This is a genomic window from Isoptericola jiangsuensis (genome assembly GCF_048320105.1).
Lineage (GTDB): Bacteria > Actinomycetota > Actinomycetes > Actinomycetales > Cellulomonadaceae > Isoptericola > Isoptericola jiangsuensis_A.
The window spans coordinates 1,499,337-1,521,310 of record NZ_CP182942.1; the positions used below are offsets into that span (position 1 = coordinate 1,499,337).

Annotated in this window: 15 protein-coding genes; 2 read left to right on the forward strand and 13 right to left on the reverse strand. The window is 72.3% G+C overall.

Features of this window, described 5'->3' with window-relative positions:
* Nucleotides 1-4: 4 nt before the first annotated feature.
* Nucleotides 5-1,441, reverse strand: coding sequence for a hypothetical protein (locus ACNHYB_RS07070; protein ID WP_418277722.1), 1,437 nt, complete (start codon nt 1,439-1,441; stop codon nt 5-7).
* A gap of 235 nt (nt 1,442-1,676) precedes the next feature.
* Between ACNHYB_RS07070 and ACNHYB_RS07075 the strand changes: the two genes are divergently transcribed.
* Together ACNHYB_RS07075 and ACNHYB_RS07080 are read left to right on the forward strand one after the other, a co-directional pair.
* Nucleotides 1,677-2,804, forward strand: coding sequence for a carboxylesterase family protein (locus ACNHYB_RS07075; RefSeq protein WP_418277723.1), 1,128 nt, complete (start codon nt 1,677-1,679; stop codon nt 2,802-2,804).
* Nucleotides 2,801-3,055: a hypothetical protein gene (locus ACNHYB_RS07080; protein WP_418277724.1), complete on the forward strand. Its 255-nt coding sequence runs from the start codon at nt 2,801-2,803 to the stop codon at nt 3,053-3,055. Before ACNHYB_RS07075 ends, ACNHYB_RS07080 begins: the two co-directional genes overlap by 4 nt.
* 74 nt (nt 3,056-3,129) lie before the next feature.
* On the opposite strand, the gene ACNHYB_RS07085 is transcribed toward ACNHYB_RS07080, so the two are convergent.
* From ACNHYB_RS07085 to ACNHYB_RS07140, 12 genes are all read right to left on the reverse strand, one after another.
* Complete coding sequence (locus tag ACNHYB_RS07085; protein ID WP_418277725.1) at nt 3,130-8,526, reverse strand: alpha-L-arabinofuranosidase C-terminal domain-containing protein; 5,397 nt, start codon at nt 8,524-8,526, stop codon at nt 3,130-3,132.
* A 134-nt stretch (nt 8,527-8,660) separates the two neighbouring features.
* Nucleotides 8,661-9,635: a galactofuranose ABC transporter, permease protein YjfF gene (gene yjfF / locus ACNHYB_RS07090; protein WP_418278009.1), complete on the reverse strand. Its 975-nt coding sequence runs from the start codon at nt 9,633-9,635 to the stop codon at nt 8,661-8,663.
* Between the two features lie 71 nt (nt 9,636-9,706).
* On the reverse strand, nt 9,707-10,771 hold the full coding sequence (locus tag ACNHYB_RS07095) for an ABC transporter permease (protein WP_418277726.1): 1,065 nt from the start codon (nt 10,769-10,771) through the stop codon (nt 9,707-9,709).
* Nucleotides 10,771-12,309 carry a sugar ABC transporter ATP-binding protein gene (locus ACNHYB_RS07100; RefSeq protein ID WP_418277728.1) on the reverse strand — a complete coding sequence of 513 codons (1,539 nt, stop codon included), beginning with the start codon at nt 12,307-12,309 and terminating at the stop codon, nt 10,771-10,773. The genes ACNHYB_RS07095 and ACNHYB_RS07100 overlap by 1 nt, the downstream gene beginning before the upstream one ends.
* 98 nt (nt 12,310-12,407) lie before the next feature.
* Complete coding sequence (locus ACNHYB_RS07105) at nt 12,408-13,430, reverse strand: ABC transporter substrate-binding protein (RefSeq protein ID WP_418277729.1); 1,023 nt, start codon at nt 13,428-13,430, stop codon at nt 12,408-12,410.
* A gap of 196 nt (nt 13,431-13,626) precedes the next feature.
* Entirely contained in the window at nt 13,627-15,189 is a 1,563-nt protein-coding gene (locus ACNHYB_RS07110) for a sugar ABC transporter ATP-binding protein (protein ID WP_418277730.1), read from the reverse strand.
* On the reverse strand, nt 15,189-16,208 hold the full coding sequence (locus ACNHYB_RS07115; protein ID WP_418277731.1) for a LacI family DNA-binding transcriptional regulator: 1,020 nt from the start codon (nt 16,206-16,208) through the stop codon (nt 15,189-15,191). The genes ACNHYB_RS07110 and ACNHYB_RS07115 overlap by 1 nt, the downstream gene beginning before the upstream one ends.
* Nucleotides 16,209-16,307: 99 nt before the next feature.
* Nucleotides 16,308-17,819, reverse strand: coding sequence for an L-arabinose isomerase (gene araA / locus ACNHYB_RS07120; RefSeq protein ID WP_418277732.1), 1,512 nt, complete (start codon nt 17,817-17,819; stop codon nt 16,308-16,310).
* Nucleotides 17,820-17,859: 40 nt separating this feature from the next.
* On the reverse strand, nt 17,860-18,561 hold the full coding sequence (locus tag ACNHYB_RS07125) for an L-ribulose-5-phosphate 4-epimerase (protein ID WP_418277733.1): 702 nt from the start codon (nt 18,559-18,561) through the stop codon (nt 17,860-17,862).
* 25 nt (nt 18,562-18,586) lie between these two features.
* A complete protein-coding gene (locus ACNHYB_RS07130) occupies nt 18,587-20,206 on the reverse strand; it encodes an FGGY-family carbohydrate kinase (protein ID WP_418277734.1) in 1,620 nt (539 codons plus the stop codon).
* Between the two features lie 81 nt (nt 20,207-20,287).
* Entirely contained in the window at nt 20,288-21,331 is a 1,044-nt protein-coding gene (locus ACNHYB_RS07135; protein WP_418277735.1) for a LacI family DNA-binding transcriptional regulator, read from the reverse strand.
* Nucleotides 21,332-21,372: 41 nt separating this feature from the next.
* A complete protein-coding gene (locus tag ACNHYB_RS07140; protein ID WP_418277736.1) occupies nt 21,373-21,945 on the reverse strand; it encodes a GNAT family N-acetyltransferase in 573 nt (190 codons plus the stop codon).
* Between the last annotated feature and the right edge of the window lie 29 nt (nt 21,946-21,974).

A 21,974-nucleotide genomic window follows, 5' to 3' on the forward strand; every position in this document is an offset into this window, starting at 1 on the left:
ACCCTCACGCGTCGACGAGCTCGCGGTCCTCGTCGCGACCCGGCGCCTGGTCCTTCCAGCGGCGCACGACCCGGCCGACGACGCCCTTGCTCACCGAGAGCTCCTCGGCGATCTCCCGCTGGTTGTACCCCTCGCGGGCGAGCTCGACGATGCGGCGGTCCCGCTCGGCGGTGGGGTCCTTCTCGTCGGGGTCGTCCTGCGCGGGCTGCTCCTCGACCGAGGTCGCAGGCCGCGCGGTCGGCGCGGCGGCGGCCTCCTGCTCGGGCATGGCCCGCCGCTGGAGCAGGTCGAACACCTCGACGCGGCGGGTGTGCCCCGTCACCGCCGGCGGCTCGACGACGGGCGCGTCGCCCGAGGCCTCGCCCTCCGGCGCCGGACGGTCCCACGGCAGGGCGTCGCGTCCGCCGAAGACCTCCTTCACCCGGGCCTCGAACTCGGGGAGCTCCTCGAACGCGATGGAGGGCACGTACGGCTGCGCGTCCCCCTCGGGGCCCGACTCGGGCCGAGCCGCGGGCTCCGGTGCGTCCGGCGCCGCCGCGACGGCCCCCGGATCCGCTGCCGGGACCGACGTCGTCGACCCGCGCTGCGGCTCCCGGGCGGCGGGACGCGCCGCGTCACGCGACGACTCGTGCGCGAGCCGTTCGAGCCCACGCGCCTCGGGTGCCGGCGCGGGCACCTCGCGCAGCTCGAGCGACCCGCCGTCGGCCGGGCCGCGCGCCGTCCCGCGCTTGACCGAGCTGGCCCCGATCTGGTCGAGCCGGTTGCCGTGCCGCTCGGCGGCCTCCAGCCGCTCGACCCACACCTGCATGCGCTGCTCGAAGTCCTCCACGGTGAGCAGCTTCAGGGCGCCGTCGCGGGCCGCCCGCTGCTTCTGGTGCGCCGTGCGGACCTTGCGCAGGTCCCGGCGCGAACCGGTCGAGTCGACACGGGCGTCGCGCCACTGCTCGAGCGCGGAGACGTACCCGTGGACGCGGTGCTCGCGGCGTCGCTCGTCGAGCGTGTGGCCGGTGACCATGTGCCGCTCCCCCACCAGCGCGAGGTGCCACATGAGCGCGGCGACCAGCGGCGGGACGAACCGGAAGACCACCATGTACGGCGTGCTGTCCGTGGGCACCGCGATCTCGTGCAGCGCCGCGAACATGCCCGAGGTGCCCGACAGGACCCAGGTGAGCGTCAGCAGGATGCCGTACGGCCTGCCCTCCAGGGCCGCGTTGCGCGCCATGAGGGCGACGGCCACGAGGCTGACCTCGAGGAAGCCGGCGAGCCCGTACGCCTCCAGCGGCGACATGTGCGCCACCTCGAGGCCGAAGAGGACCATGCCGCTGTAGGCCAGCGCGGTCGCGATCGTCGCCGCGACGACGACGGCCACCATCGGCAGGTGCCGTCCGCGGTATCGCGGCCTCGGCGCTGCCTCGGCGGGGTCTCGGTCCTGCTGGGTCACGTCGTCCTCCGAAATGTCGTATGAGCGGTCATATATCAACATTTCGTGGCGTGCCCGTCAACGGTGCGAGCGGGATCGCAAGCCGATCGTGACCAGGGACGACGTCCTCGGCAGCCTGACCCGCCACCCCGGCCCGTCCGCGGTCGGCCGGGGCGACGGAACCGTCCGCGGACCACCCGCAAACCGCCTGGTCGGTTTGCTATCCTGCGGTGCACGCCGTCGAGGAGGACGACCCATGAGCGAACGCACCGCCGTGCCCACCGAGAGCACCCCCGCCGGACGGCCTCGAGCGGGCACCGCCCTCGGCGACTTCCCGGCCCGGTTCGACGACGGCGTCGAACGCCTGCGCAACATCCGCTACGCCCGCGCGGCACGCTTCGCCCCGCCGGGGCGCGTCGCGCCGGACCCGGACGAGAGCGCCACCCTCCAGGACGTCGTCGTCGCCTGCCCGCAGCCGCCGTCCCTCGCCGACGAGATCTACGGGGCGCAGCTGGACGGGGCACGGTTCACCGAGGACTGCCTGCGCCTGAGCGTGACCCGTCCCAGCGGCACGACCGCCCACGACGCCCTCCCCGTCATGGTCTGGGTGCACGGCGGCGCCTACGTGTCCGGCGCCGGCGACCTCGCCGGGTACGACCCGGCGGCGCTCGTGCGCGAGCACCAGGTGCTCGTCGTCGCGGTCACGTTCCGGCTCGGCGCGCTCGGGTTCCTCGGCGACGCGGCGCGGCCCGCGAACCTCGGCCTGCTCGACGTCGTCGCGGCGCTGGAGTGGGTCCGCGAGCACGTCGCGGCGTTCGGCGGCGACCCCGACCAGGTCACGGTCTTCGGGCAGTCCGCCGGCGCCGACCTGCTCGCCCACGTCATCGGGGCGGACGGCACCGACGGCCTGTTCCACCGGGCGATCCTGCAGAGCGCACCGTTCGGGGTGCGAGGCGGGCGCGAGGAGATCCTGGCCCGACTGGTCGACACCGCCGGTGACCTGCCCGCCGACGGCCCCGTCGAGGAGGTGCTCGACGCCCAGCTCCGCGCGGCCGACGCCGTCAAGGGGCTCGACGACCGCTCGGGCATGCCCTACGCCCCCGAGTACGGCCGCGCTCCCCTGCCCCCGGAGGACGAGTTCCTCGGTCGGTGGCGGCGCCGGGCGGCGCAGCTGGACCTCCTGGTGACGTGGACCGCGCACGACGGGAGCGCCTTCGTCCAGCTCGACCCGAAGGGTCGTGCGCTGCGGGCCAGGCCCGTCGTGGGCCGCCTGCTGTTCGCCCTCGTCGCGCGCCGGGTCACCGACACCCTGTTCCGGCGGGGGCGCGCCGCTTCGCCCGCGGGACGGCGGCGGCGGGCGGCTCGGTCGTCGCGGCCGAGGTGACCGCCCGGGTCGCGGGCAACCCGCTGGGGGCCGCCCACGCGGTCGAGCTCGGCCTGCTGTTCCCCCACGACGAGCGCTGGGCGGCCGCCCCGATCATCGGTCCGCAGGGCGCGACCGACCTCACCACGGCCGGACGCGACCTGCGGTCGGCGTGGGCCGGGTTCGCACGCACGGGCCGTGTCCCGCGGGACGTGGCGGTCGGGGCCGGCACCGGGTGGACGGGCGGGCTGCGCGTCGTCGCCCGCCCCTGACGCACGGACGTCCCTGCCCCTCGGATGCCGAAGGAGCAGGGACGTCGCGCGCTGGTCGCTCTGCGGTCAGCCTGTCACGCGGCAGCCTTCCACGGCCCCCACGGCGACGAGCCGGGAAGCTGGTTCCGCGTCCACCACGAGGCCGTGTACGTCACGCCCCGGTGGACGACGACGTCACCGGCGACGAAGATCCGCGACGACGTCCACACGGTCCGTCCGGCGTCGTCGACGACGATCTCCTGCCACGGTCCGTACGGGTCGCCCGGCTCCTGGCCCCGCGTCCACCAGGTGGCCTGCCACACCGACCCGTCGAAGGTCACCAGGTCGCCCGCCGTGTACACGGCGGACGCGTCCCAGGCCGGCTGCACCGGCGGGCACTCCTCGCCGGAGTCGCCCTTCGTCCACGTCCAGCTCTCCGGGTTCTTCGTCCCGGAGGGCTTGTCGGTGAGCACGTACCCCGGCTGCGGGGTGGCCACGACCTTCACCCCGCCGTTCCTCGTGCGGGTCTCGACGTAGTCGACGCCCTCGACCTCCGGCAGCGGTGCTCCCGTGACGTTGGCCGGACCGCACTCGTCCGTCCACGTCGGGGCCACCGGCGTCACCTCGACCGGGTCCGCCTGCGCCTCGGCGAGCCGCAGGAACGTCACCGAGTAGGCGGGGAAGTCGTAGGCGAACCGGTCGGCTCCCCCGTCCCAGGTGCGCGTCACCGGCACGACGTTCTCCGGGTCGGCCTTGGTGTTCGTCGCCGTCGGGTCGGCGACGAGCTCGGTCACCGCGACGTCGGAGGCGACGTCGAAGCCACCGGAGACCGCCACGTCGGTGCGCGCCACGGACGCCCCCGGGTTGACGACCTTGACGATGAGCCCGCCCGTGGCGTCGTCGTGGGTGACGACCTGGTAGAGCGACTTCTCGGCGGGCTCGGTGTAGGTGAGCTGCAGCTCGCCGTCGAGGTAGAGCTCGACGGTCCGTCCCTCGACGACGATCTTCAGGTGGTAGTCCTGACCGGTCGCCACCCCGCTGCCCTCGAGGGCGGCGACCTCGGCGGCGGACCCGCCGTCGGCCCGCTGCAGCACGGACCGGGTGTTGTTCCACCCGCCGAGGTTCCACCAGTAGTAGTCGTTCGGGCCGCCGGCGGCGAAGCCGACGAGGAACCCTTCGCTGCCCGAGACCTTCCGGGCGTCGAGCTCGAGGGTGTAGTTCGACCAGTCGACGTCGTAGGCGCCCGTGGGCACCGCCCGGGCGTCGGTCACCGTGGCCGAGGACTGCACGTACTCCCCGCCCGTGACGGCCCAGGACCCCGCGACCGGCGACCAGCCGGACGCGTCGTCGAACGAGTCGGAGAACAGCTCGTCACCCGTGCCGTTGTCGGTCACCGTGACGTCGTCGTACGCCGCCCGGGTGGCCCAGGTCGACAGGAAGACCCCGCCGTCCAGGTCCCCGTCGCCGTCCGGCGCCGGTCCGGAGTGCGTGCTCGGCACGACCTCGTCACCGACGTTGTTCATGAACAGGTGCTGGTTCCAGTAGTTGACCGAGCCCCAGGACTCGTCGTTGTCGAACCACATCATGTCCGGGGACCACTGGACGTAGTCCTCGTTGGCGAACATCGGTGCGTAGGAGGCCAGCTCGACGAGGTCGGAGTTGCGCTCCAGACCCGTCATGTAGGCGGCCTCGGACAGGGCGTTGGCCCACGTGTTGCCCCGCGAGGCGTACTCCCCGAGGAACACGTGCGGCCCCTCGCGGTCGTAGGAGTCGTACCGTCCGGTGTTCTGCAGGAACCACGACGGGTCGTTGTAGTAGTGCTCGTCGACCATGTCGACGCCCTGCTCACGGTTGAACTCCCACAGCTCGTCGAACCGGGCACCGGTGTCGTCCGGTCCCGAGTTCGAGATGATCGTGACGTCGGGCCAGGCCTCGGCGACGGCGTCCCGGAAGGCCGGAAAGTTCGCCTGGAACGTGGCGGTGTTCTCCTCGTTGCCGAGACCGACGTAGCGCAGGTCGAACGGTGCGGGGTGGCCGAGCTCGGCGCGCACGGCGCCCCACTCGGTGTCGACGTCGCCCCTGGCGAACTCGATCAGGTCGACGGTGTCGGCGACCCAGCGGTCGAAGTTCTCGTCGCCCTCGGTCATCTCGGGGATGGTCGAGCCGCAGCCGTTGGCCCCCACGGAGACGACGGGCAGCGGGGTCGCGCCGAGGTCCTCGGCCCACTCCATGTACTCCAGGTAGCCGATCCCGTAGGACTGGTTGTAGCCCCAGAAGTTCCAGTTGGTGGGCCGCTCCTCGACCGGACCGATGGTCTCCTTCCACTGGTAGGTCCGGCGGCGGTCCTGCCCGTCGGAGCCGAGGTAGGTGTCGAAGGTGCCGACGTTCGTCACGCAGCCGCCCGGGAAGCGCAGGAACTTCGGGTCGAGCTCCGCGACCATCTCGGCGAGGTCCTTGCGCAGCGGGCTCGGGCCGTTGACCGGACCGACCCAGGTGTCCTGCGGGAACAGGGACACCATGTCGAGGCGCAGCGTGCCGGCGGCGCCGGAGACGACCTGGAAGCGGGCGTCGTTCGTGGTGCCGGAGACCCTCAGGGTGGTCGTGTACTGCTTCCACTCGTCGGACCCGTCGACGGCGAGGGTGCCCCTCGCGTAGGTGGTGGCGCCGTCGGGCGAGGTGACGCGCACGGTGAGGTCCTGCGCGACGGCGCTGCGCGCCCAGACGGACGCGTCGTAGGAGTCCCCGTCGGTGACGGCGACGCCCTCGTTGTACGACGCGTTGGAGACGCCGGTGGTGCCGTCGGAGGTGACCGTCAGGTAGTACCGGTTGGAGTCGTTGAGCCATTCGCGGCGGTCCGACTCGACGGCGACGGTGCCGCCGCCCACCCTCGACCATCCGGTCAGGCCGGTGAACGACGCGTTGTCCGAGGTGTTGAACTCGAAGGACCGGTTGCGCACGAGCTCGGCGTACAGGCCGCCGTCGGCCGCGTAGTTGATGTCCTCGTAGAACGCCCCGTACAGGTCGTCGCTCATGTCGGTGCGTGCGGCGTCGGTGTCGATCGTCAGCTCGTGCTCGGTGACGGACACCGGCACGACGACGAGCCGTGCGGCCTCCTCGACGGCGCCCAGCACGAGCGCACCGTCGGGGCCCGCCACGAGCGCCTGGTCACCGACCAGGACCGCGACGGTGCCCCCGCCGACGTCGGACAGCCGCACCACGACGGGCTCGGCGTCCGCCGCGCCCACGGTGAGGCGGTCGCCGTCGCGCACCAGCGGCGCACCGGACGGGGCGGCCAGGGTGACCGGGCCGGGGTCGTCCCCGACGGGGGTCGCCACGAACGTCGTGGCCGCCAGAGGGCGGTCCTGGACCAGGGCGAGGCCGCCGTCGTCGACGAGGTGTCCGCCGTCGGCCCCGGTGAGCGTGAACTCACCGTCGGGCACGACGTCGGCGCCCTCGGGCTCGACGAGCGCGAAGTAGTCGAACGCGACCTCGTGGCTCGGGGCCGCCCCGGCGGCCAGCGCGTAGAGGCCGACCTGGGTGATGCCGGCGGACAGGGTGGTGGTGGCCACCTGGGTCCACTCGACGTCGTCCCACACGTGGACGGTGAGCTCGTCGCCCGCCCGGGTGAGCCGCAGCGTCTCGCCCGTGGAGCCCGGACGGGCGGTGAACGTGGCGCCGTAGACCGCGCCGGTCTCCGTGCCCGTCTCGATGCCGACGGGCTCGCCGCCGAACACGGACGCGTGGGTCAGCCCGGCGCGCACGTAGTTGTCGTCGTTCTGCCAGGCGATGATGCCCGCGCCCTGGAAGTCAGCCTGCGGCGTCGCGGCGAGGGAGGTCTGCGCCACGAAGTCCCCGGCCGGGACGTCGACGAGGAACACGTTCTCGTAGCTGTTGTCGCCCTGGTAGGTGTCGCCCGGCTGGGACTGCAGCGTGAGCACGCCGTCACCCAGGGACCAGGCGGACTCCTCCTCGTGGTCGATGCTCCACCGGCCGTCGAGGTCCGCGGCGTCGAAGTCGTCGACCCAGGCACCCTCGGGCAGCGGCGCGGTGGCCGGCGCGGCCACGGTGACGGTGGCCGTCGCGCTGCCGTGGGGCGAGGACGCCGTGATCGTCGCGGTGCCGTCGGCCACGGCCGTGACCACGCCTGCGGCGTCGACGGTCGCGACGCCGTCGTCGTCGCTGGTCCAGGTGACCGAGCGGTCGGCGGCGGTGACGGGCGTGACCGTGGCGGTCAGCGCGGCGGTGCCGCCGACGGCGAGGCGCACGTCGGTGCGGTCCAGCGTGACGCCCTCGGCCAGCAGGTCGGGCTGGTACGCCTCCAGGAGCGCCGTCTGCTGCTCCGCCGTGATCGGCAGGACGGTGCCGTGACGCGGGTTGCTCGGCAGGTCGACGTCGGGCAGGGAGGTCCAGTCACCGGAGGCGAGGTCGTCGGTCTGGAACAGCATGTAGCCCTGGCCGCCGTGGTAGGACGGCTGGTCCATCATCAGGTACCAGGTGTCGTCGGTGAGCGAGGGGAACACCGTCGGGCCCTCGCCGGCGGTGAAGGTGCCGCCCCAGGGGTTGGGCTGGCCGACGCCGACGTGCTCGGCGATCAGGTCCCAGCCGTCACCGTCGGTCACCCCCTGCGTGCGACGCAGGTCCGTCGAGGACTCCTGGCGGACCGTGTAGTCCGCCTCGTCCTTCGTCAGGCGGTAGTAGATGCTGCCGTCGGCGCCGTCCGGGACCTCGGCGACCGTGGAGTCGATCATGCCGCGGCCCGCGCCGCGGTCCATGTCGATCCAGGGCTGCGGCTCGGAGAAGCTGCCCTCGGAGAAGTCCGGCGTCGTGGAGTACAGCATCCGCTGGTACGACGTCGAGATGTCGCGGTCCTCGTGCGCGACGTCGTCGGGGTACAGGGCCGAGGCCCAGTAGACGACGAACTCCCCCGCACCGTCGTCGCCTGCAGGGTCCCAGTGCGCCTCGGGCGCCCAGAGGTTGCCGGCGTCCTCGGGCGCTAGCTCGATCTCGCTCTGCTCGGACCAGGTGACGAGGTCCGGCGAGGACCAGACCATCATCGAGCGGCTGCCGGTCTCCTGGGCGGTGCCGAAGTCGCCGCCCCCGTGGATCTGCAGGTCCGTGGCCAGCAGGTAGTAGACGCCGGTCTGCGGGTTCTGGGTGAGGAACGGGTCCCGCAGGCCCTGGGTGCCGAGGGTGGACTCCAGGATCGGTTCACCGTCGTGGAGGGTGTGCCAGGTGCTCGGGTCGTCCGACTCGCTGACCGCGAGGTAGATCTTCTCGCCGTCGGCTCCCTCCCCGGCGAAGTAGGGGAAGACGTAGGCGGCGTGGTCGGCGTCGACCACGTCGACCGTGGTGGGCACGTCGACCGTGGTGGGCACGTCGACCGTGGTGGGCACAGGGCCTGCGGCGGACGCCGGGGCCGCGAGCATCGAGGCGGCCAGGGCCAGCGCGACCGCTGACGCCCCGGGGGCGGATCGTCGTACAGCGTTGTACATCGTGACTACTCCTCGCTGAGCGGGTCAGTGTGAGCGCTCACATCCACGTGAACGGCTCGGGGTGTCTCGAAACGACGGGCGATGAGGCCCGGGCCGTCCGCCGCGCGGGGCGGACGGCCCGGACCCGACGGGCGCTAGGTGCGCCGCGCGGTCAGGACACGCTGCAGGACGACGAAGATCAGCAGCAGCACGCCGATGAAGATCTTCGTCCACCACGAGCTGAGCGTGCCCTCGTAGGTGATGACGGTCTGGATCAGACCCAGGACGAGCACGCCGAGGACGGAGCCGAGCACGAACCCGGTCCCCCCGGTGAGCAGGGTGCCGCCGATGACGACGGCCGCGATGGCGTCGAGCTCCATGGCCACCCCGGTCAAGGAGTAGCCCGAGCGCGAGTACATCGCGAACAGCAGGCCGCCGAGCCCGGCGCAGGTGCCGGAGATGACGTAGACGAGCACCTTGGTGCGCGCCACCGGCAGGCCCATCAACCGGGCCGACTGCTCGCCCCCGCCGATGGCGTACACCGTGCGCCCGAACTGCGTGTAGTGCAGCAGCAGGAACGCCACGACCACGACGACCAGGGCGATCACCACCCCGCTGGTCATCCGCCAGTAGCCGCCGATCCACGTCGTCCAGCCGGCGATCGCGGAGAACGTCTCGTCGGAGATGGGGATCGACTCGGGCGCGATGACGAAGCACAGGCCCCGGGCGAAGAACATGCCGGCGAGCGTCGCGATGAACGGCTGCACGTCGAACACGTGGATCATCACGCCCATGAGGAACCCGATGAGGGACCCGATCAGGACCACCAGCGGCATCGTGACCGCGGCGGGGACCCCCGCGTCCAGCAGGTAGGCCGCCGACACGGCCGACAGTGCCAGCACCGCCCCCACGGACAGGTCGATGCCGCCGGTGAGGATGACGAACGTCATGCCCACGGCCAGCACGATGAGGAACGAGTTGTTGATGAACAGGTTCGACAGCATCGACAACGACAGGAAGTTGTCGTAGCGCAGACCGCCGACCAGCAGGATCAGGGCCAGCACCACGAAGGTGCCGACCACGGGCATGTAGCGCCGGTCGATGCGCAGACGACGGGCGATCGAGGACATCCGCGGCCCTTCCTTGGACGGTCCGGACGCCGGGGTGCCGACGTCGTGCTGGGACGAGGTGACCGTGGCCATCAGGCAGCCACCTCCTCAGGACGGGTCGCGCGCCGGCGTGCCCGCGCGGCGAACCTCTCGCGGATGCGGGGCGACTGCAGCAGTGTCACCACGATCACCACGAGCGCCTTGAACAGCGGGGTGACCAGCGGGGAGATGCCGACGATGGTCACCGTGAGAGTCAGCGTGGTGATGATCAGGACGCCCACGAACGTGCCCGACAGGGAGAACTTGCCGCCCTGCAGGGACGTCCCGCCGATGACGACGGCGAGGATCGCGTCGAGCTCGATGAAGAGCCCGGCGTTGTTCGCGTCGGCCGCCATCACGTTCGCCGCGAGGATCAGGCCGGCCAGGCCCGAGAAGAGCCCGGAGAGCGCGAAGACCGTCCAGACGATCGTGCGCGCCCTGACCCCGGCCAACCGGCTCGCCGACGGGTTGATGCCCACGGCCTCCACCAGCATGCCGAGGGCCGTGCGGCGGGTCAGCAGGGCGACCAGCCCGAACACGCCGAACGCGATGAGCATCGCCACCGGCAGCCCCACGAAGAACCCCGTGCCGAGCGTCTTGAACGGCGCGCTGTTGACGGTGGTGATCTGCCCCTCGGTGATGAGCATGGCGATGCCGCGACCGGCGGTCATGAGGATGAGCGTCGCGATGATCGGCTGGATCCCCAGCACGGAGACGAGGAACCCGTTCCAGATCCCGAGCAGCAGGCACACGCCGAGCGCCATCACGATCGCGGTCAGCACCGTCGCCGGGGAGTCCGGCGTCGGGGAGGTCGCGATGTAGCTGAGGGACAGGGCGCCCGCGATGGCGACCACCGCCCCGACCGAGAGGTCGATGCCGCGGGTCGCGATCACGAGCGTCATGCCCAGCGCCACCAGCATCAGCGGCGCGGAGTTGCGCAGGATGTCGATCGGCGCGCCGAACAGGTGGCCGTCGTGGATGGTCACCGCGAGGAAGTCGGGGCTGAAGAGGGTGTTGGCGCCAAGCAGGGCGACGAGCGCCACCACGGGCCAGAACAGGGTGTGCCGGGTGAACCGGCGCAGGCCCGAGGTGTCGGTGCGTGCGGACGTGACCGCCATCAGTGCTTCCCTCCGCTCGCGATGAGCTCGACGACGTCGTCGACGCCGACCTCGTGGGTGTTGACCACCTCGGCGACCTTCTCACGGTCGCGCATGACCGCGATCCGGTGGCTGAGGCGCAGGACCTCCTCCAGCTCGGCGGAGATGAAGACCACCGCCATGCCCTGCCCGGCGAGCTCGGCGACGAGCTTCTGGATCTCGGCCTTCGCCCCGACGTCGATGCCCCGGGTCGGCTCGTCGAGGATGAGCAGCTCGGGCGCGGTGGCGAGCCACCGGGCGAGCAGCACCTTCTGCTGGTTGCCGCCCGAGAGGTTGCGCAGGAGCGCGTCCGGGTTCGCCGGGCGGATGTTGAGCGCCTCGATGTACTTCGCGACGGTCTCCTCGACCTGCTTGCCGGGCAGGCGACGCATCCATCCGCGGTCGGCCTGCAGGCCCAGGACGATGTTCTCGCGCACGGTCAGGTCCCCGACCACGCCCTCGGCCTTGCGGTTCTCCGAGGAGAACGCGATGCCGCGGGTGATGGCGGCCCGCGGGTTGCGCAGCCGCACGGCCTCGCCGCGCACCTCCGTCGTCCCGCCGTCGGCGTGGTCGGCGCCCGCCAGGAGCCGGGCGACCTCGGTCCGTCCGGACCCCAGCAGCCCCGCCAGCCCGACGACCTCGCCGGAGTACACGTCGAGGTCGAACGGCTGGACGCTGCCGTGGCGGCCGAGCCCGACGGCACGGACGAACGGCACGGCGTCGTGCTCGACCTGCACCGTGTGGGAGGTGCTGACCTGGAGGTCCTCGAGGACCTCCATCGAGCGGCCGATCATCGTCGAGACCAGCTCGAGCCGGTCGATCTCGGCGGTGAGGTACTCGCCCACACGGGCGCCGTTGCGCAGCACCGTCATGCGGTCGGAGATCTCGTAGACCTGCTCCAGGAAGTGCGAGACGAAGAGGATCGCCACGCCCTGGTCGCGCAGCCGTCGCACCACGGCGAAGAGCTGGGCGACCTCGCCGGCGTCGAGGCTCGACGTCGGCTCGTCGAGGATGAGCACCTTGGCGTCGACGACCATCGCACGGCTGATCGCCACGAGCTGCTGCACCGCGATCGAGTGCGCCCCCAGGGACGACGCCGGGTCGATGTCCAGACCCATGGTGGCGAGGTGCTCGGCGGCCGCCCGGCGGGTGGCCCGCCAGTCGATGCCCCCGAGCCGGCGTGGCTCGTGGCCGAGCATGATGTTCTCGGCGACGGTGAGGTTCTCGCAGAGGTTGACCTCTTGGTACACGGTCGCGATCCCCGCGGCCTGGGACTCGCCCGGCCCGGTGAAGCGGTGCGTCTCGCCGTCGACGAAGATCTCGCCGGCGTCGATCTCGTAGACGCCCGTCAGCGCCTTGATGAGGGTGGACTTCCCGGCGCCGTTCTCGCCCATGAGGGCGTGCACCTCACCGGGGAACAGGCGGAGGTCGACCTGGTCCAGCGCCTTGACGCCGGGGAACTCGATGGAGATCCCCGTCATCTCGACGACCGGCCGCCCCGCGGGGTTCGAGCTCGTCATCGTTGACCTTCCGTGGATCGCGGCGGGGTGCGGTCCGCACCCCGCCGCGGGCTCGAGGGTCGGCGCCGGCGAGGTGGACCCTCACCGGCGCCGGCCGGTCAGTACTGGCGGTCGGGCAGGGCCGCGACCGCAGCCTCCTGGTCGAACGCCTCGTCCTTGACGACGATGCGCTTCTCGACCTCTTCACCGGCGACGACCTTCTGGGCGATGTCGGCCAGGTCCGGTCCGAGCAGCGGGTTGCACTCGACGATGTAGTTGATCTTGCCGTCGGCGAGCGCCTGCATGCCGTCCTTGACGGCGTCGATCGTGATGATCTTGATGTCCTCGCCCGGCACCATCCCGGCGGCCTCGATGGCCTCGATGGCGCCCAGGCCCATGTCGTCGTTGTGGGCGAACACCACGTCGATGTCGTCGTGCTTCTGCAGGAAGCCCTCCATGACCTGCTTGCCCTCGGTGCGGGTGAAGTTGCCGGTCTGGGAGTCGATGATCTCCAGGTCGGACCCGGCGATCGCGTCGGCGAAGCCCTGCTGGCGGTCGATCATCGGGGCCGATCCGGTGGTGCCCTGCAGCTCGACGACCTTGTAGCCCTCGCCGTCGTACTGCTCGACGGCCCACTCGCCGGCGGTCTCGCCCTCCAGGACGAAGTCCGAGCCGATGAAGGACTCGTAGAGGGTGTCGTCCTGCGAGTCGACCGCACGGTCGGTGAGGATGACGGGGATGCCGGCCGACTTGGCCTCCTGCAGCACCGGGTCCCAGCCGGTCTCGACGACGGGCGAGAACGCGATGACGTCGACGCCCTGGGTGATGTAGGACCGGATCGCCTGGATCTGGTTCTCCTGCTTCTGCTGCGCGTCGGAGAAGCTGAGCTCGAAGCCGTTCTCCTCGGTCAGCGTGTCCTGGATGGACTTGGTGTTGGCGGCGCGCCAGCCCGACTCGGCACCGACCTGAGAGAACCCGATGGCGATGACGTCGTCGCCGCCCTCACCGCCCTCGGCGGCCTCCGTGCTGCCCCCGTCGTCCGTGCCGCTGCCGGCCGGCTCGCTGGAGCACGCGCCGAGTGTCAGCATCGCCGCCGCCGAGAGCGCGGCGATCGTCCCGCGCATCATCATCTTCCGTGCCATGTCCGCTCTCCTCCTCGAGACTCCGGGGGCCGGTTCGTCCGGCCTTGCGGGTCAGCTCTGACCCTCCGGCAACGCTTGCGTTGTGACCGCTAACATAGCCTCCGATGTGACCGGTCACAATCACTCGCGCCAGATTGGAAGTCACGATCTCGTAACGACGGCTGCGGGGCCGCGGCGGCACCGTCAGGTGGGGCGGTCAGTCCTCGTCGTCGAGGGCGGGACCGTCGAGCTCCGCCGCGATCATCTCCACGATGGTGTCCACCGTGACCCCGGGTCCGTTGCTCAGCTCGCCGATCTTCTCCCGGTCCTTGAGGACCACGATGCGGTCGCTGAGACGCACCACCTCCTCCAGCTGGGAGGAGATGAACACGACCGCCACACCCTCCCCGGCCAGCTGTGCCACCCGACGCTGGATGTCGAGCTTGGCGGCGATGTCGATCCCCCGGGTCGGCTCGTCCAGGATCAGCACGTGCGGGCGCGTCGCCAGCAGCCGCGCCAGCATGACCTTCTGCTGCGTGCCGCCCGACAGCTCGCCCGCCGGGCGGTCCAGGTCCTCGTGCGCGAGGTTCAGGGCATCGAGACAGGTGTCGACCACGGCGTCCTGCTCGGGCCGGGACAGCGGCCTGGTCCAGCCGCGCAGCGCCTGCAGACCCAGGACGATGTTCTGGCGGACCGTGAGCTCGGCGACGATGCCCTCGCTGCGCAGGTTCTCGCTCGACACCGCGATGCGGTGGCGCAGCGCGGACGCCGGCCCCCGGAGCTGCACCCGCACGCCGTCCAGCCACAGCTCACCCCGGTCGGGCCGCTCCACCCCGCTCATCAGCCGGGCCAGCTCGGTACGCCCCGAGCCGCGCAGACCCGCCAGACCGACCACCTCGCCGCGGGCCAGGTCGATGTCGGTCGGCTCCAGCGTCCCGCGACGCCCCAGCGACGTCGCCCGCAACGTCACCGGACCCTGGTCCGCGTAGTGGTGCTCCAGGCGCTCGGAGTGCAGCGCCTGCAACGCGTCGATGTCCTCGCCGATCATCTTCGAGATCAGCTCGGCACGATCCACCTGCGCCGTGCGGTGCTCGGCCACGACCCGGCCGCCCCGCAGGATCGTCATCCGGTCGCTCACCCCCAGCACCTGCTCCAGGAAGTGCGACACGAACAGCACCGCCACGCCCTGGTCCCGCAACCGGCGGACCACCCCGAGGAGCTGGGCGGCCTCGGCCTCGTCCAGGCTCGACGTCGGCTCGTCGAGCACGAGCACCCGCGGGTCCAGCACGATGGCGCGGGCGACGGCGACGAGCTGCTTGGTCGCGGGCGACAGCTCCCCCAGCGGCGTGCGCGGGTCGAGGTCGTCGATCCCCAGCGTCGCGAGCGCGGCCGAGGCGCGCTCGCGGTTCTTCGCCCACCGGATCCCCAGCCGGCCCCGGACCTCGTGACCGATCATGATGTTCTCGGCCACGGACAGGTGCGGGCTCAGGTGCGACTCCTGGAACACGGTCGCGATGCCCTCCGCCCGGCTCCGGGCGACGCTCGTGGGCGGCCGCTCGACGCCGTCCACCAGGACCGAGCCCGCCAGGATCGGCACCGTGCCCGTCAACGCCCCGATGAGCGTCGACTTGCCCGCGCCGTTCTCCCCCATGAGCGCGTGCACCTCGCCCGCGCGCAGGGTCAGGTCGGCGTCGTCGAGGACCCGCACGCCCGAGTACTCCACCGTGATCCCGCGCATCTCGACCACCGGGGTCCCCGGCACGCGCGACGTCGCACCCATCAGGAGGCCTTCCGGGGCGCGGCGCTCGACGCGCGCACGACGATCTCGGCGGGGATCCGCGTCTGGTCCGGGATCTCCCGTTCCTCGATCGCGGCCCGCAGCACGTCGACGACCGAGCGGCCCAGGGCGTCGAAGTTCTGCCGCACGGTCGTCAGCGGCGGGATGACGTGGCGCGCCAGCGGGATGTCGTCGAACCCGACGACGCTGATGTCGTCCGGCACCGAGAAGCCGCGCTCGTGCAGACCGTGGACGAACCCCACCGCCATGTCGTCGTTGGCCACGAACACCGCCGTGTAGTCCGGCAGCTCACGGATCCCGCGCGCGAACTCGTACGCGAAGTCCGCCGTCCAGTCACCGACCACGATGGGGCGCTCGCGGATCCCCCAGGACTTCGCCCGCGCGTGGAAGGCCCGCTCCCGCGTGCGGGCCTCGAGCCAGTCCAGCGGACCGGCCAGGTGCAGGATGTCGCGGTGGCCGAGGGACACGAGGTGGTCGACGGCGAGCACCGTGCCCGCCCTCTGGTCGACGGTCACGGTGAGGAACGTCGGGTCCTTGTCCGGCTTGACGACCAGCACGGGGACACCGACGGCGATGCGGCGCAGGTCCGCGATCGACGACGACCGGGGGGCGACCACGCACAGAGCGTCGACGCCCAGCGCCATCAGGTGGTCGACGCCCTCCTGCGGGCTGATCTTCTCCCCGGCCCGCAGGAACACCGAGCTGACCTCGTACCCTGCGGCGCGGGCCGCCGACTCCACGGCGTGCAGGGTGCTCGTCGGCCCGAACGACGCCGCGCTCTCCACCAGCACCCCGATGCGGTGGCTGCGCTGGGTGGCCAGGGCCCGAGCCGTCATGCTCGGGCGGTAGCCGAGCTCGGAGATGGCGTCCTGGACGCGCTGGCGGGTGGACTCCCGGATGTTCGGGTGGTCGTTGAGCACCCGGGAGACCGTCATGTGGGACACGCCGGCGAGCTGTGCGACCTGCCGGATGTTCGGCTTCTCGGCACCGGGACCCGCCATCAACCCTCCATCGGACGTCGCCGGGGCGGCCTGGAGCGGCGCGGCGCGGCGAGGGCCAGACTACCGCCGCCGGCCGGCCCGACGTCCGTCCACCGCGCCTCAGAGACCCCGGGCGAGGCGGTAGTAGACCTGGTTCCAGCGCACCTGGTCGGCGAAGCCGCGTCGCGTCGTCGCCTCGTCGATGACCAGCAGCTCGGTCCCGGCGATCTCGGCGAACACCTCGAACGCCTCGACGCCCGCCGCGGTGGACATCACCGTGTGGTGCGCGCCCCCGGCGGTCAGCCAGGCCTCGGCCGACGTCGGGAAGTCCGGGCGCGGCTTCCACACGGCCCGCGCGACGGGCAGGTTGGGCAGCTCGTGCGTCGGCGGCACGACGTCGACCACGTTCGCCGTGAGGCGGAACCGGTCGCGCATGTCCGCCAGCGACACCACGACCGCGCCCTGGGTCGCGTCGGCGTCGAACACCATGCGCACCGGGTCCTCCTTGCCGCCGATGCCCAGCGGGTGGATCTCGATGCGCGGCGTCGACGTCGTCAGCGACGGGCAGATCTCCAGCATGTGGGCGCCGAGGATCAGCTCGGAGCCCGGCGTGAGGTCGTAGGTGTAGTCCTCCATGAGGGACGCGCCGCCGGGCAGGCCCTCGCCCATGACCTTCGCGGCCCGCACCAGGACCGCCGTCTTCCAGTCACCCTCGGCGCCGAACCCGTAGCCCTTGGCCATGAGCCGCTGCACGGCCAGCCCGGGGAGCTGGCGCAGGTCGCCCAGGTCCTCGAAGTTGGTGGTGAACGCCTTCGCGCCGCGGTCGACGAGGAACGCCTCCATGGCGATCTCCTGGCGGGCGGCGTAGCGCAGCGAGTCGTGGCGCTCGGCACCGGCCCGCAGCTCGTCCGCGACGTCGTAGAGCTCCTCGTACTGCGCGACGAGCGTGTCGATCGCCGACTCCTCGACGGCGTCGACCGCCGCGACGAGCTCGTTCACGCCCCAGGTGTTCACCGAGACGCCGAACTGCAGCTCGGCCTCCGTCTTGTCCCCCTCGGTGACACCGACGTTGCGCATGTTGTCGCCGAACCGGACGAGCGTGAGCTCGTGGGTGGCGGCCCAGCCCGCCGCACCCCGCACCCAGGTGCCGACACGGTGCTGCACGGCCGGGTTGGTCACGTGGCCCACGACGGTGGTCCGCGACACCCCGAGGCGCGACAGCATGTACCCGTACTCCCGGTCGCCGTGAGCGGCCTGGTTGAGGTTCATGAAGTCCATGTCGATGTCGGCCCACGGGAGCTCGACGTCGGCCTGCGTGTGCAGGTGCAGCAGCGGCTTGCGCAGCGCGTCCAGTCCGGCGATCCACATCTTGGCCGGGCTGAAGGTGTGCATCCAGGTGATCACGCCCAGCACGTCGTCGTCGCCGTTCGCGTCCAGCATCGCGCGGCGGATCGAGCCGGAGTCCTTCAGGACGGGCTTCCAGACGATCCTGGCCGGGACGTCGCCGGACGCGTCGAGGACGCGGGCGACCTCCTGGGACTGCTGCGCGACCTGCTCCAGCGTCTCGGGTCCGTACAGGTCCTGGCTGCCGGTGAGGAACCAGATCTCGCGGTCACCGTAGGGCTTGCTCATGGGAAGTTCCTTTCGATGGTCGGACGGCGTGACGGCGGCGTCAGCGCTGGCCGTAGACGTTCTGGTAGCGGGCGTACAGGGAGTCGACGTGCTGCTGGGCGATGGGCAGCGGCTCACCGAGCTGGCGCGAGACGTGCACCGCGCGGGCGACCTCCTCGCAGAGCACGGCGGCCTTGACGGCGGCCTTCGCGTCCTTGCCGATGGTGAAGGGCCCGTGGTTCTGCATCAGCACGGCCGGGCTGCGCGAGCCGCTCAGCGTCTCCACGATGCCGCGCCCGATGGAGTCGTCGCCGATGATCGCGAACGGCCCCACGGGGACGGGACCGCCGAACTCGTCCGCCATCATGGTCAGCACGCACGGGATCTCCTCGCCACGCGCCGCCCAGGCGGTGGCGTACGTGGAGTGGGTGTGCACGACGCCGCCCACCTCGGGCATGTGGGCGTACACGTAGGCGTGCGCGGCGGTGTCCGACGAGGGCGACCGGTCACCCTCGACGAGGTTGCCCTGCAGGTCGCACACGACCATCGCCTCGGCGGTGATCTCGTCGTAGGACAGCCCGGACGGCTTGATGACGAGCAGGTCGCCCTCGGCACCCCGGTCGTCCCGCACCCGCTCGGACACGTTGCCGGCGGTCCACACGACGAGCTCCCAGCGGGGCAGCTCGGCGTGCAGGTCGGCGACCTTCTGCTTGGCGGCGTCGACGGCGGCGCGCAGGTGCGCCGGGACCTCGGTCAGAGGCATGGGTGGGTCTCCGTTCGTGGGCTGGTCAGAGCGAGGTGACGGCGGCGCGCTCGACGGCGAGGCCCGCCGCGTAGCGCTCGAGGTAGGCGGCGAACCCGGCGACGTCGTCGGCGTCGGGCTCGGCGACGACGAGCTCGGCGTCCGCGAACACCTGCTCGGTGAGGTAGTCCGCGAGCGTGACGCCGGCGCCGTCGGCTCCTGCGACCGCACCGGCGTAGGCGGCGAGCACCGCGATGCCCCAGGCGCCGCCCTCCCCCGCGGTCCGGCCGACGGCGACGGGCGCGTCGACGGCGGCGGCGAGGAGACGCTGGGCCACGCCCGCGGTGCGGAACATGCCCCCGTGGGCGAACATCGAGTCCACGCCGACGCCCTCGCCGTGGAGCACCCGCATGCCCAGGGCGAGCGTGCCGAACGCGCCGTAGATCTGGGTGCGCATGAAGTTGGCCAGGGTGAGCCGGCTGTCGGGGGTGCGCACGAACAGCGGCCGACCGGCGTCGAGCCCGGTGATGGGCTCCCCGGCGAGGTAGTTGTAGGCGAGCAGGCCACCGCCGTCGGGGGCGCCGTCGAGCGCCGCGGCGAACAGGGCGCCGAACACGTCGTCGGGCGACGCGGAGCCGCCGACGGCGGCGGCGAGCTCGCCGAACATCCCCGCCCAGGCGTCGAGCTCGCTGGCCCCGTTGTTGCAGTGCACCATGGCCACGAGGTCGCCGGCCGGGGTGGTGACGAGGTCGAGCTCGTGGTGGGTGCTCCTCAGCGGCTTCTCCAGGACGACCATCGCGAAGATCGAGGTGCCGGCACTGATGTTCGCGGTGCGGGGCGCCACCGAGTGGGTGGCGACCATGCCGGTGCCGGCGTCGCCCTCGGGCGGGCAGACCAGCACCCCGGGCTCGAGCTCGCCGGTCGGGTCGAGCCAGGCGGCACCGGACCCGGTGAGGCGGCCGGCCTCGGCGCCGGCGGGCAGCACCTCGGGCAGCAGCCCGGCGACCCGGAACCCGGGGTGCTTCGCGGCGGCGAGGTGACCGAACTGCTCGAGCATGCGCTGGTCGTAGTCGCGCGTGGCGGGGTCGACGGGGAACATGCCCGAGGCGTCGCCGACACCGAGGACGTGCCGGCCGGTGAGCTCGCGGTGCACGTGTCCGGCCAGCGTGGTGAGGCCGGCGATCTGCGGCACGTGCGGCTCGTCGTCGAGGATCGCCTGGTAGAGGTGCGCGATCGACCAGCGCAGCGGGATGTTGTGGCCGAACAGCGCGGACAGCTCGGCCGCGGCGACCCCGGTGCTGGTGTTGCGCCAGGTGCGGAACGGCACGAGGAGCTCGCCGTCGGCGTCGAAGGCGAGGTAGCCGTGCATCATCGCGGACACGCCGAGCCCGGCGTAGGTGGTGGGGCGCACGCCGTAGCGGTCCTCGACGTCGGCGACCAGCGCGGCGTAGGCGGCCCGGACCCCGGAGCGGACGGCGTCCAGGGAGTACGTCCACCGGCCGTCGACGAGCTCGTTCTCCCAGGCGGACGATCCGCCGGCGATCGGGGCGTGGTCGGGGCCGACGAGGCAGGCCTTGATGTTGGTCGAGCCGAGCTCGATGCCGAGCGTCGCCCGCCCGGTGGTGATGGCGTCCCGCACCGCGGTCGCCTGGTCTGGCAGCGTCATCGCCGTGGTCACTCCTTGTCGGTGGTCCTGGGTAGATGTTAGCGCTCACACCGGGCGCTGCCCAACCCGGGCGGTCCGGGCTCAGGCAGCGGGCGACGCCGGCGGCGCCGTCGAGGACCGCACCACGAGCTCGGGCTCGATCCGCTGCCGCGGCACCGCCTCCCCGCGCAGCGCCGACAGCAGCATCGCCACGGCGCGTGCCCCCAGGTCGGCGAACGGCTGGCGCACCGTCGTCAGCGGCGGCACGAAGTAGGCCGCGCCGTCGACGTCGTCGAAACCGACCACCGAGACGTCGTCCGGCACCCGCACGCCCCGCTCCCACAGTGCACGCAGCAGACCCAGCGCGAGCTGGTCGTTGCCGGCGAACACCGCCGTCGGCCCCTCCCCCGCCACGACCGCCTCGGCCAGGTCACGGCCCGCCGCGTACCCGTCCGCCGCCGACCACGAGCGCACCCGCGGCACCGCGGGCTCCAGCCCGCGGGCGGCCAGCGCCTCCCGCCACCCGGCCGCGCGCTCGCGCGCGTCCAACCAGTCCTGCGGGCCCGCGACGTGCAGCACGTCGTGGTGCCCCAGCGCGAGCAGGTGCTCCGTCGCGAGCCGCGCCCCGGCCCGCTGGTCGACCGCCAACGACATGATCGAGGACGCGGAACCGCCGGAGCCGTCGCCGGGCGAGCTGCCGGGCACCTCGTCCAGGGCCGCCACCACCACCACGGGCACCGGTGCGCGGAACGACTCGACCGCCGCGGCGACCTCGTCGTGCGGGGCGATCACCACCACGCCGTCCACGCCCTGGTCCATGAAGTGCTCCAGGACCTGGTGCATCGAGGCGGTGTCGTAGGAGCGCAGCGTCGCCACCGACACGTAGTAGCCCTGGTCGCGGGCCGCCTCCTCCACCGCGATGAGGGTGCTCGTCGGGCCGAACAGCGCCGAGCCCGTGGTGACCACGCCCCACGTCACGGACCGGGACGTCACCAGGGCGCGCGCGGCGCTGTTGCGGCGGTAGCCCAGCTCGTCGATCGCGGCCAGCACCCGGTCGCGGGTCTCGTCCCGCACGCTCGGGTGCTCGTTGAGCACCCGCGAGACCGTCTGGTGCGAGACGCCCGCGATCGCGGCGACGTCGGCCATCGACGGACGGCGCGGGACCGTCCTGCCGGCGGCCGTCCGACTCACGGGCGGTCGGCCGGCGGAGCGGCCGGGGCCGCGGCCTGGGCGTCGACGGCGTGCAGCACGCGACGCAGGTAGGTGTAGGTGAGCTCGCCCGCGGCCTCGTCGTACTGCGCCTCGTAGCCGTGCTTGGTGTACATGGCCAGGTTGTGGCGCGAGTCCTTGCCGGTGAACGCCCAGATCTCCGTGACGTCCTCGGGCAGGTGCTCCAGGATCGCGAACAGCAGCGTGGTGCCGAGACCACGCCCCTGCTGGTCGGGAGCCACGGCGAGGCGCCCCAGCGTGGCGCGGCCGCCGTCGATCTCCACCCGGATCGAGCCGACGAGTCGATGACCCTCCCACGCACCGATCGTCACGACGTCGTCGCGCGCCATGTCCTCGCGCAGCTCCGCCATCGTCTGGGTCAGCGGCGGGATGTGCGGGTCGTCGTAGAGCTGGGCCTCGGAGACGAAGGCCGCGCGGCGCAGGGTGAGCAGCTCGCCCGCGTTGGCGTCGTCGACGAGGGCGATCGTGGTGGCCTGGCCGGCGTCGCCGTCGGCGGAGGACCCGGCAGTGGTGGCGGTGCTGTCACTCATGGCCCCATCGTGGCAGACGGTGGGCGACA

Bases quoted from the DNA above. Each gene is read 5' to 3' on its own strand.
- ACNHYB_RS07075 (WP_418277723.1), top strand. From the start codon at position 1,677: ATGAGCGAACGCACCGCCGTGCCCACCGAGAGCACCCCCGCCGGACGG.
- ACNHYB_RS07085 (WP_418277725.1), bottom strand. From the start codon at position 8,526: ATGTACAACGCTGTACGACGATCCGCCCCCGGGGCGTCAGCGGTCGCG.
- yjfF (WP_418278009.1), bottom strand. From the start codon at position 9,635: ATGTCCTCGATCGCCCGTCGTCTGCGCATCGACCGGCGCTACATGCCC.
- ACNHYB_RS07095 (WP_418277726.1), bottom strand. From the start codon at position 10,771: ATGGCGGTCACGTCCGCACGCACCGACACCTCGGGCCTGCGCCGGTTC.
- ACNHYB_RS07100 (WP_418277728.1), bottom strand. From the start codon at position 12,309: ATGACGAGCTCGAACCCCGCGGGGCGGCCGGTCGTCGAGATGACGGGG.
- ACNHYB_RS07105 (WP_418277729.1), bottom strand. From the start codon at position 13,430: ATGGCACGGAAGATGATGATGCGCGGGACGATCGCCGCGCTCTCGGCG.
- ACNHYB_RS07110 (WP_418277730.1), bottom strand. From the start codon at position 15,189: ATGGGTGCGACGTCGCGCGTGCCGGGGACCCCGGTGGTCGAGATGCGC.
- ACNHYB_RS07115 (WP_418277731.1), bottom strand. From the start codon at position 16,208: ATGGCGGGTCCCGGTGCCGAGAAGCCGAACATCCGGCAGGTCGCACAG.
- araA (WP_418277732.1), bottom strand. From the start codon at position 17,819: ATGAGCAAGCCCTACGGTGACCGCGAGATCTGGTTCCTCACCGGCAGC.
- ACNHYB_RS07125 (WP_418277733.1), bottom strand. From the start codon at position 18,561: ATGCCTCTGACCGAGGTCCCGGCGCACCTGCGCGCCGCCGTCGACGCC.
- ACNHYB_RS07130 (WP_418277734.1), bottom strand. From the start codon at position 20,206: ATGACGCTGCCAGACCAGGCGACCGCGGTGCGGGACGCCATCACCACC.
- ACNHYB_RS07135 (WP_418277735.1), bottom strand. From the start codon at position 21,331: ATGGCCGACGTCGCCGCGATCGCGGGCGTCTCGCACCAGACGGTCTCG.
- ACNHYB_RS07140 (WP_418277736.1), bottom strand. From the start codon at position 21,945: ATGAGTGACAGCACCGCCACCACTGCCGGGTCCTCCGCCGACGGCGAC.